Below are 10,883 nucleotides of genomic sequence, written 5' to 3'. Positions count from 1 at the left end.
CCCCCCCCCCCCCCCCCCCCCCCCCCCCCCCCCCCCCCCCCCCCCCCCCCCGGTCGCTTCTGTTCTCTTGTCTGACTCAGCCGATGGCCTGTCCCTGATAGGCGCGCACGCCTGTCTTAGTGTCCAGGGTGATCTGGCTGAACCACTCGTCCCACAGCAGCTGGTTCTCTGCCGGCAGGTTCACATGGTCCTTGCCGGTGACCCAGGCGTAGCGGAACAGAGGGATGCCGTCCTCATTCTCCCAGACGGAGTTGTTGTAGCGGCCCTCCACATAGGTCTCAGTGGCCCCGGTCTTACGGACCTCGACCACGTTGGAGGCGGCCGCCAGCCCGTTGCGGACCAGCCACATGTCCACCGCCTGGGTGGTCATGGTGTCGTCCTGGTTCAGGTCATAGCTCCACATGTCGTACTGGGCCATGGTCATGAACATGGGCACGGTCTGGGATCCCGTCTCCTCCCTGGCCATCAGGGGGCCAGAGGTGGCGCCCATGGCGGCGAAGCGGTGGGAGACCTCGGCACTGCCCAGGTAGTGGGTCATCATGCAGCCCATGGAGTGGCCGGTGCAGTAGATGCGGCCCTGATCCACCTGGGGATAGACTGCGATCAGCTGGTCCAGCAGGTCCTCGGCATACACCACGTCGGTGTAGCGCAGCTCAGGGTCCTCCACCTGCCACAGCGCGCGGTAGGCGGTGGGGTTGGCCTCGCCGCCGCCCAGGGTGGGGGGCACCGGCACCAGGGTGGACTCGGGGAACACCAGCATGATGCCCTCCTCATCGGCGATATTGTACCACAAGGTATTCTCAAAGAAATTGCGCATAGAGGTGGAGGCTCCGTGATAGGCAATGACCACGGGCAGCTGCTCGCCGCTGCCGCGGTAAGCCTCAGGGATATAGACCAGATACTGCCGGTCGATGCCCTGGGAGTCGGTGAAGCTTCGGAACTCCACTCCCATCTCCTCATAGTCCACCTTCCAGGAGATAGCGTTGGACAGCACACCGCCGCCGTAGCGGTAGAACTGGCCCATGAAGTCCCAGATCATGTCGGTGGTGGCAGGCAGGGCGTAGTCATAGTTCCCCTCTTCGGTGACCACGGCGGCCGCCAGGATCTCGCCGCCTTCAGGAGCAAAGCGCTCCACGGCGTTCTTGTCGTTGGCTGCGGCCTGCCAGTAGTCCGCCACAGCCTTTGCCTGCTCCGTCATGGTGCTTTCCACGATCTTGACGGGCACCGGCACCTCCTTGCGGGTGACGCCGTAGGTCTTGGTATCGGTATCAAAGGACACATCCCCGTTGGACGCCATGTAGCCGGCGTCAATGAGGCTGGCATCCAGGAACACCGCTCCGGCGATATTCAGGGGATTCTCCATGGCGTACTTCTGCAGGCAGGTACCCATGGCACCGTAGCCCACCAGGTACATGCTGGGACCGGGCTGGAGCCACTTGCCCGCCTTGGCGGCGCTGATGCCGGCATTGATGTATGCCTGCTCCTCCTCCAGAGTTCCCCAGGGAGTACCCTGGGCGGGTTCCAGCACGAACAGGCAAAAGCCCTCCTCGTCCGCCTTGTCCATCCAGCCGCTGGTCTCCATGAAGCTCACGGCGTTCAGGCCCTCAGGGACGTTCATCACCACGAACATGGCGCCCTGGGGCGTGCCCTGGGGCACATAGAGCTTGGCGGTGCGGGCGGCATCGCCCACCTGGACGTCCATTTCCAGCACGCCCTGCCACAGCATGGGCACCACGTTGTCCTTGGTCTGATACTGGGCTGCCTGCTGGGCCATCAGGCTCTCCAGCTCTGAATACACCAGCTGGGGCAGCTTGGTCACAGCGGTCTCCTCCTCCGCGGCCGTGCTGGTGACCGCCGCAGTGCGGGTGACGCCGTTCCAGGCCACCTGGAAGCCGAAGAACTGGGCCAGATAGGTCAGGGGCACATAGCCCACCTCGCCGGACAGGTCGGCGGCGGTGTCCATGGTCACGCCGCCCGCCTCCTTGGCCCCGTCCTGGAAGGTCAGGCTGGCCTCTCCTTTGGTGAAGGTGACGCTCCCGTCACCAGTCTGGACCGTCAGCCCCAGCTGGGGGCCGATGCTGGCGGGGACCTGGGTCCGGTCCTGCCCGTCGATATAGGCGGGGACCTCCAGCTCCAGCGCCGTCCCATCCAGGGTCACCGTCACCTGGGGGCCGGCGGCCTGGGCCGCCAGACACAGGGACAGCGCCATAGCCAGGGTCAGCACCAGCGCCAGCGCGCGTCTTGTCATTGCTCTCATACTCTGCTACCTCCCTATTTCTCCCGGACCGCATGTGCAGTCCGGGGTGTCTGAGCGCCTGTCCCGGGGAAAATTTCTTCTACTCCGCGCCGGCTCACCGCAGAGCTTTGTCCATTCCGACCAAAAAAGGCGCTTTTTTTATTTTAATGTTTTTTTACCATTCTGTCAATGTTCTCCCGCCCTATCGTCTCCGCAGACTCATGGGCTCCATTTCTGCCGTTGTTCGGAAAAATACATGGGAAAAACAGCTTTTTCCCTTGCATCCCTCTTTTAGAGGAAGTATAATAAGAATGCTGTCATGTTGGCCGGATAAGGCAAATCCGCTGTGCGGTTGCGAATCCCGGTCCACGGAGGTAACAGATATGGTAAAAGCGATCGTAGGCGCCAACTGGGGCGACGAGGGCAAGGGCAAGATCACGGACATGCTGGCAGAGCAGTCCGACGTGGTCATCCGCTTTCAGGGCGGGGCCAACGCGGGCCATACCATCATCAACAACTATGGCCGGTTCGCCCTGCACATCCTCCCCTCCGGCACCTTCTATCCCCATGTGACCAACATCATCGGCAACGGCGTGGCACTGGATATCCAGAAGCTGGTGGACGAGCTGGGCTCCATCACCAGCCAGGGCGTCCCCGCCCCCAACCTGATTGTCTCGGAGCGGGCCCAGATCCTGATGCCCTACCACCGTCTCCAGGACAGCTACGAGGAGGAGCGCCTGGGCGGCAAGGCCTTTGGCTCCACCAAGAGCGGCATCGCCCCCTTCTACTCGGACAAATACGCCAAGATCGGCATCCAGGTCTGCGACCTGTTCCACGAGGACCGGCTGCGGGAGCGCCTGACCGCCGCCGTCTCCCTGAAAAATGTGCTGTTCGAGCACCTGTACCACAAGCCCTCCCTGGACGTGGACGAGCTGTACCAGCAGCTGATGGAGCTGCGGGAGCAGATCCGCCCCTATGTGGGGGACGCCGTCACCTTTGTTCACGACGCCCTGCGGGCGGGCAAGACCGTCCTGCTGGAGGGCCAGCTGGGCTCTATGAAGGACCCTGACCTGGGTATCTTCCCCCTGACCACCTCCTCCCACACCCTGGCCGGCTTCGGCTGCGTGGGGGCCGCCGTCCCCCCCACCGCTGTGGAGGACGTGATCTGCGTCACCAAGGCGTACTCCTCCTCTGTGGGCTCCAACACCGAGCCCTTCGTCAGCGAGGTGCTGGGCGAGGCGGGAGATGAGCTGCGCCGCCGCGGCGGTGACAAGGGCGAGTTCGGCGCCACCACCGGCCGTCCCCGCCGGGTAGGCTGGTTCGACACTGTGGCCACCAAGTACGGCTGCATGGTCCAGGGGGCCACCCAGGTGGCTCTGACCTGCCTGGACGTACTGGGCTATCTGGATGAGATCCCGGTGTGCACCGGCTATGAGATCGACGGGACAGTCACCGACCGCTTCCCCACCCCCCCGGAGCTGATGCGGGCCAGGCCCGTGTTCACCACGCTCCCCGGCTGGAAGTGCGACATCCGGGGCTGCACCGACTACCAGGCCCTGCCTCAGCAGGCAAAGGCCTATGTGGACTTCCTGGAGTCCAGGATCGGCTATCCCATCACCCTGGTCTCCACCGGACCCAAGCGCAACGAGATCACCGTCCGGCAGAAGTAATTTCCCGGACTGCTATGCGCCGGATACCAGGCTCTGGTATCCGGCGCTCCCCCTTCCCCCTCTGTCCATCCGGCGGCCCTGCCGCCTTGTTTGAAGAAAGGATCTGTGTCACCATGACCAAAATCGACATTATCTCCGGGTTTTTGGGTGCCGGCAAGACCACGCTCATCAAGAAGCTCCTCTCCGAGTCCTTCCATGGCGAGAAAGTGGTCCTGATCGAGAACGAGTTCGGTGAGATCGGCATCGACGGCGGCTTTCTGAAGGATGCCGGCGTCCAGATCACGGAGATGAATTCCGGCTGCATCTGCTGCTCCCTGGTAGGGGATTTCGGCACCGCCCTCAAGGAGGTGCTGGATACCTATTCGCCCGACCGCATCATCATCGAGCCCTCCGGCGTGGGCAAGCTGTCCGATGTCATCGCCGCCGTGGAGCGGGTGCGGGACGGCGGTGCCCCCCTGGAACTGCACAGCTTTGTCACCGTGGTGGACGCGGTGAAGTGCAAGATCTATATGAAGAACTTTGGCGAGTTCTTCAACAACCAGGTGGAGCACGCCTCCGCTATCCTCCTCAGCCGGACCCAGAACATGGACCAGGCCAAGCTGGCCGCCGACGTAGCCATGCTGCGTCCCCACAACGCCAAGGCGGCTATCCTCACCACTCCCTGGGACCAGCTCACCGGCGCCCAGATCGTCTCTGCCATGGAGGGGGGCCACGACTTGGCCCGCGAGCTGATGGAGGAGATCGGACACCACCACGACCACAGGGAGGACGAGCCCTGCTCCTGCGGTCATGACCACCACCATGACCACGAGCATGAGCACGAGCACCACCACGACCATGACCACGGGGACTCCTGCTCCTGCGGCCATCACCACACCCAGGAGGAGCTGGACGCCATCCACGCTGAGCTGGGCTGCGAGGGGGCCTGCGGCTCCTGCGACCTGTGCGACAGCTGCATCCACTCCACCTTCCACCACCATCACCATGCCGACGAGGTGTTCACCAGCTGGGGCCGGGAGACTCCTCGGAAGTACAGCCGGGAGGAACTCCAGGACATTCTTTCCGTCCTGGCCATGACGGAGGATTACGGCACCATCCTCCGCTCCAAGGGCATGGTCCCCGATCAGGACAGCGAGGGCTGGCTCCACTTCGACCTGGTCCCCGGCGAGTTTCAGATCCGGGAGGGCAGCGCCGACTACACCGGCCGCCTGTGCGTCATCGGCGCGGGCCTGGACGAGGCCAGGCTGGAAAAGCTGTTCCTGCTGGCGTGAGGTGAGGCTGCATGAAAGATCCCCGTATCCCGCTGTACCTCATCACCGGCTTTCTGGACAGCGGCAAGACCACTCTGCTCACCGACACCCTGAATATGGATTATTTTGCCGATGGGCAGCGTACCGTCCTGCTGATGTGTGAGGACGGCGAGACGGAGTATGATCCGGAGCAGCTGTCCAGGCTGAACACCCGCCTGGTCCCTGTCCAGGACCAGGCCCAGCTGAACACCAGCTTTCTCCAGGAGATCGACCGCCGCTATCAGCCGGAGCGGGTGCTCCTGGAGTACAACGGCATGTGGCCCATCCAGATCCTCCGGGACCTGAAGCTGCCCAAGACCTGGGGGCTCTACCAGGCCATCGACGTCATCGACGGCTCCACCTTCGAGATGTACCGCTCCAACATGCAGTCCATGGTCATCGACATGGTCACCGAGGCCGATATGGTCCTCTTCAACCGCTGCACGCCGGACATGCCCCTGTCCGGCTGGAAGCGCTCCATCCGGGCGGTAAACCGCATGTGCGAGATCGTCTTTGAGGACGAGAAGGGGGAGGAGCTGGAGGTGGAGGACATCCTCCCCTACTCCCTGGAGGCGGACACCATCGTCCTTGAGGACGAGGACTACGGCATCTGGTACTTGGACATCCAGGAGCACCCAGAGCGCTACACCGGCAAGACCGTGGTCTTCCGGGCCCAGGCCATGACCAGCATGAAGCTGCCCAAGGGCACCTTCATCCCCGGCCGCAACGCCATGACCTGCTGCGCCGAGGACATCCGCTTCTTCGGCTTCCTGTGCAAGTATGACCGGTCCCGCTCCCTGAAGAAGGGGGAATGGGTCATGGTGGCCGCCCGCATCCAGTGGGAGGAGTCCCCCGTCTATCAGGGGGAGGGCGTGGTCCTCTACGCCCAGCGGGTGGAGCGGGCCGACCGCCCGGACGATCCCCTGGTCTATTTCCGATGACCCTTTTCCCGGCGCCCCGGCGGGGCGTCGGGAAAATTTTTGAAAAGCCCTCCCTCCTCCTTGACACCCCTTCCTTCAGATGATAGTATAATAAATTGTAAGCGCTGTGAACGGAAAAGTAGCATCCTCCACCGGTCGACAGAGAGGGAACGCCACCGACTGAGAGCGGTCCCAGTCCGCGGGATGTGAAGTGCGTCCGGGAGCGCGGCGGGTAATGCCGCCCGGTCTGGCCCCGATACCGGCCTTTGAGTGAAAAATGAGAGTGGAACCGCGAGCGATCGCCTCTTATGCCTGTGGGCATGAGGGGCGCTTTTGTTTGTGTCCAAGCTGCGAAAAGGAGGCGTTCCCCTTGCATCTTCCCTTTCCCCGGCTCCGGCACAGCCGCCGGAGCGCACCGCGATGTCCCGGGTGCTGTTCTTCCCGCCCACAATAAATGGGGAGACGGAATGGATCTCCCCCAAGGAGGACATCATGTTTCAGTCACTGAGTGAATTGCTGGGCGCCTATCAGAAGCGCGACCCGGCCGCCCGCAGCAAGCTGGAGATCTTTCTCCTCTACCCCGGCGTCCACGCCGTCATCTTCCACCGCGTCTCCCACTGGCTCTACTGTCACCACCTTCCCTTCCTGGCCCGCCTGAACTCCCAGCTGGCCCGCCACATCACCGGCATTGAGATCCACCCCGGCGCCAAGATCGGCCGCCGCCTGGTCATTGACCACGGGATGGGCATCGTCATCGGCGAGACCGCCGAGATCGGCGACGACTGCCTGATCTATCATGGCGTCACCCTGGGCGGCACCGGCAAGGACCACGGCAAGCGCCATCCCACCATCGGAAACAACGTGCTCATCAGCTGCGGAGCCAAGGTGCTGGGGCCCTTCCGGGTGGGTGACAACGCCCGGATCGCGTCCAACGCCGTGGTGCTCAGCGAGGTGCCGGAGGACGCCACCGCCGTGGGCATCCCCGCCCAGATCGTCCGCATCGCCGGACGGGTCACCCACTACGCCGATGACGTAGACCAGACCAGCGTGGAGAATCCCACCCTGGAACGGCTGGAAGCCCTGTCTCAGCGGGTGGAATTCCTGGAGAAGCTGCTGGATGACCGGTTCCTGAAGGAACGGGCATAGTTCTCTCACGATCCCGGGCGGCCCAGGCCGCCCTCACCGAAGAAAATGGAGGTTTTTTATCATGCTGTTATATAATTCCGCCACCCACAAGAAGGAGGAGTTCCAGACCCACACCCCCGGCCACGTGGAGATGTACACCTGCGGACCCACGGTGTACCACTTCGCCCACATCGGCAACCTGCGCTCCTACATCATGGAGGACGTGCTGGAAAAATTCCTGCGCTGGTCCGGCTATGATGTGAACCGGGTGATGAACATCACTGACGTTGGCCACCTCAGCTCCGACGCTGACACCGGCGAGGACAAGATGCTCAAGGGCGCCCGCCGGGAGCACAAGACCGTGATGGAGATCGCCCAGTATTACACCGACGCCTTCTTTGAGGACTGCCGGAAGCTGAACATCAAGCGCCCTGACACGGTGCAGCCCGCCACCGGCTGCATCGACGAGTATATCCAGATCATCACCCGCCTGCTGGAGAAGGGCTACGCCTATCAGGCCGGGGGCAATGTGTACTTCGATTCCTCCAAGCTGGAGCGCTACTACGTGTTCAACGACCACGATGAGGAGGATCTGGCGGTGGGCGTCCGGGATGGCGTGGAGGAGGACACCAACAAGCGCAATAAAAATGACTTCGTCCTCTGGTTCACCAAGTCCAAATTCGAGGATCAGGCCCTGAAGTGGGACTCCCCCTGGGGCGTGGGCTACCCCGGCTGGCACATCGAGTGTTCCGGCATCTCCATGAAGTACAACGGGGAGTATCTGGACCTGCACTGCGGCGGCATCGACAACGCCTTCCCCCACCACACCAATGAGATCGCCCAGTCCGAGTCCTATCTGGGCCACCCTTGGTGCCGCCAGTGGTTCCATGTCCACCACCTGAACACCAATTCCGGCAAGATGTCCAAGTCCTCCGGCGAATTCCTCACTGTCTCCCTGCTGGAGGAGAAGGGCTATGATCCCCTGGTCTACCGGTTCTTCTGCCTCCAGAGCCACTACCGCAAGGGGCTGGTGTTCTCCTGGGAGAACCTGGACAACGCCAGGGCCGCCTTTGACAAGCTCATCGCCCGCATCGCCGCCCTGGACCCCCAGGACGGATCTGTGGACGAAGCCGTTCTGGCGGAGTATAAAGAGAAATTTCTCCAGCAGATGGGCAACGACCTGAACACCTCCATGGCCGTCACCCTGCTGTACGACGCCCTGAAAGCCAAGGCCAGCGGAGCCACCCGGCTGGCCATCCTGGACAGCTTCGACCAGGTGCTCTCCCTGTCCCTGCTGGACAAGGCGGCTGCGGTGCGGGAGGAGCAGGCCAAGGTAAAGGCCGCCCAGGCCCAGGCGGGCTACACCGTCACCGGCGAGGGGGCCCCCGAGATCGACGCTCTGGTGAAGGCCCGGGGCGAGGCCAAGAAGGCCAAGGACTTTCCCGAGGCAGACCGCATCCGTGACGAGCTGAAGGCCCGGGGCATCGAAGTCACCGACGTGCCCGGCGGAGCTGTGTGGAAGCGGATCTGATCCGGCCCAAAGCACAGAAAACCGGCACCTGGACGAAACACGTCCAGGTGCCGGTTTGTTCTAATCTGCCCGCACTACACCAGCGTCCGCTCCGGTTAGGGGAATCCAGAGACCGCCGATCTCCAGCGCCGCCGCGCGGTCCAGATCCACAGCCTCCCCAAAGGTCCAATTCCCCAGAATACAGACCCCTTCCGGGCTCATCCGACCTGCCTCGATCTCTGTGTGATCCATGCGTGTGCCGTCCTGATAGACCACGGCACAGCTCTGCCCGCCCCAGTATCCTTTCTCGTATTCCCCTGTGATCATCGCCCCCAGCGGCGTCAAAATCAGTTGAGTGGAAATAGTCGATCCAGCCGCGGCCCCGGTCAGCTCCAGTTCCCGGACGCTCATGTTCTCCACCTGGAACAGGATTTCCCAGTTCCCGGAGATTTTTTCCGATTGCACAATGTTTCCCCCCACCCCTTGAAAGGAAATTCCGTCCAGATCGTCCAGAGAGACATGATCGTGGATTACTTCTAGATATGGAATACCATCGCGGACAAAACAGCAGCTCTCTACGGTTCTGCATGGAATTTCCCCATTTACTGTCATGTCCACACAAAGCCAGGAGCCATCCAGTCCCTCTTGGTCCAGGACCGCCCCCTCTGGCAGGCGGAACAGCGTGTGGAACGTCCCATCCTCCATAAATCCCAGGGATGAGATTTCCGCCCGCTCCAGCCCTGGCAGCTTCAGCTGCGTCTGGCCGGGGAGCAAAACCACCTCCCCTGTTTCCAGCTCCATTGTCTGCGCATAGTCCTCCGACAAGGCTGCCGCCATGGATTGGGTTTCTATGGTGTACTCATGGTACTGCTGAGGTCTGACCTGTGTGATACGCAGCCTCATCTGCTCCTGATATTTTCCTCCCTCCTCCATGTTCCCGTTTAACTCAAACAATGCGGTGCAGGTCTCCGGGTCATATCCCACACACCGGGACCGCAAGCCGTCTTCCCCCGCCTCCCTTTGAATTTTTGCCGACAGTCTGGTATTCTCGTCCACAATCCGTTCCCCTGTCAGGTCGGTAAGCTCTACATAGAGCTTGACGCGATACCGGTCCGTTACCGCCGACACCACCCTGACCTTCACCTTTTGATCCACTGCTGTGGCCCCGCTCAGTTCCTGGCTATACGGAGCAAAACTTCCCAACGCCTGAGTCAGATACTCCCGCAGGGCCGGAGAGAGGGCCAGCACCGATATAGTCAGCACGCCGCAGGCCAGTGCCGCCGCCAGCAGCAAACGGACCGGAGCTCTCTTCCGCTTTCTCCTCGGCTGTTCCTGGAGCATAGCCCGAACCAGATGCTCCCGCTGGTCCGGGGACAGCTCTATCTGCTCCATTGCCCGCCGATATTTCTGTCCTGTCATATACATTCCACCTCCAGTTTTTCCCGCAACATGGCTCTGGCCCTGGTGAGCTGGGCCCGCACCGTGCTCTCCCGCCGGCCCAAAACAGCCGCTGTCTCTGCAATAGAATACCCCTCATAGTAAAATAAATGGACCGGGAGGCGGTATTTCTCCGGCAGGGACAGCACCGCCGCCAGCACATTGCTGTCTGGCTCCTTCGGCGGTGCGGATGACACGCCCCGGGCCGCCTCCAGCGGAAGATCCCGTTTCCGCCAAGGCATCCGAAATACGTCTGCGGCGCAGTGGGTCGCCACCCTGAGCAGCCACGCCTTGCCGTGCTCCTCATCCCGAAACTCCGGGGCGGCGCGCACCAGACGGAGAAAGGTCTCCTGCATGACATCCTCTGCATCCTCCTTGCTCCCTGTGCGGGCATACGCCAGCCGGTAGACAGATGGACCGTACCGCGCTACCAGCCGCTCTGCTTCCTCCCGCTCCATAGCATCGCCTCCCTTTTCTCTGTCTGCTTCATACACGGATTTTCGGACAAAAAGGCTACACATCAGGGATTGTTTTAGGAAAATCAACGTTTTGTCAGAGGGCCCCATTTTGAGGCGGCTGACACTGTCGAAAAAGCTGCACTCTTCCGTGAGCAGGGGGCGACCGTGGCAAACGGACAACCCCTACACTTGCAGCCTGAGAAGTGTTTTCCCCGACGCACATGCCGCCGGGGAAAAC

General features: G+C 62.2%; 8 protein-coding genes. 5 read left to right on the top strand and 3 right to left on the bottom strand.

Annotated elements, in window-relative coordinates:
- Window positions 1-76: 76 nt before the first annotated feature.
- Window positions 77-2,257 (bottom strand): stalk domain-containing protein, encoded by a 2,181-nt coding sequence (locus NE584_RS18280; RefSeq protein WP_256183437.1) that lies wholly within the window; start codon window positions 2,255-2,257, stop codon window positions 77-79.
- A gap of 362 nt (window positions 2,258-2,619) precedes the next feature.
- Here NE584_RS18280 and NE584_RS18275 point away from each other — a divergent pair, with 362 nt between their 5' ends.
- The 5 genes from NE584_RS18275 to cysS all read left to right on the top strand — a co-directional run bounded on the left by NE584_RS18275 (window position 2,620) and on the right by cysS (window position 8,771).
- Window positions 2,620-3,906 carry an adenylosuccinate synthase gene (locus NE584_RS18275; RefSeq protein WP_256183436.1) on the top strand — a complete coding sequence of 429 codons (1,287 nt, stop codon included), beginning with the start codon at window positions 2,620-2,622 and terminating at the stop codon, window positions 3,904-3,906.
- Window positions 3,907-4,019: 113 nt separating this feature from the next.
- Complete coding sequence (locus NE584_RS18270; protein ID WP_050623853.1) at window positions 4,020-5,177, top strand: GTP-binding protein; 1,158 nt, start codon at window positions 4,020-4,022, stop codon at window positions 5,175-5,177.
- A gap of 11 nt (window positions 5,178-5,188) precedes the next feature.
- Window positions 5,189-6,136, top strand: a complete 948-nt coding sequence (locus tag NE584_RS18265) for a GTP-binding protein (RefSeq protein ID WP_108980854.1) — start codon at window positions 5,189-5,191, stop codon at window positions 6,134-6,136.
- A gap of 471 nt (window positions 6,137-6,607) precedes the next feature.
- Window positions 6,608-7,261 carry a serine O-acetyltransferase EpsC gene (gene epsC, locus NE584_RS18260; RefSeq protein ID WP_256183435.1) on the top strand — a complete coding sequence of 218 codons (654 nt, stop codon included), beginning with the start codon at window positions 6,608-6,610 and terminating at the stop codon, window positions 7,259-7,261.
- Window positions 7,262-7,322: 61 nt separating this feature from the next.
- Window positions 7,323-8,771 (top strand): cysteine--tRNA ligase, encoded by a 1,449-nt coding sequence (cysS, locus tag NE584_RS18255; protein WP_256183434.1) that lies wholly within the window; start codon window positions 7,323-7,325, stop codon window positions 8,769-8,771.
- 60 nt (window positions 8,772-8,831) lie between these two features.
- Here cysS and NE584_RS18250 read toward each other — a convergent pair whose 3' ends face one another.
- Window positions 8,832-10,169 (bottom strand): hypothetical protein, encoded by a 1,338-nt coding sequence (locus NE584_RS18250; protein WP_256183433.1) that lies wholly within the window; start codon window positions 10,167-10,169, stop codon window positions 8,832-8,834.
- A complete protein-coding gene (locus NE584_RS18245; protein ID WP_256183432.1) occupies window positions 10,166-10,645 on the bottom strand; it encodes an RNA polymerase sigma factor in 480 nt (159 codons plus the stop codon). Before NE584_RS18245 ends, NE584_RS18250 begins: the two co-directional genes overlap by 4 nt.
- Window positions 10,646-10,883: the final 238 nt, after the last annotated feature.

This window comes from Clostridium sp. DFI.5.61 (assembly GCF_024462915.1).
GTDB lineage: Bacteria > Bacillota > Clostridia > Oscillospirales > Oscillospiraceae > Lawsonibacter > Lawsonibacter asaccharolyticus.
Note: the sequence above shows the minus strand (reverse complement) of the source record. Positions and strands in the feature narration are given on the sequence as shown.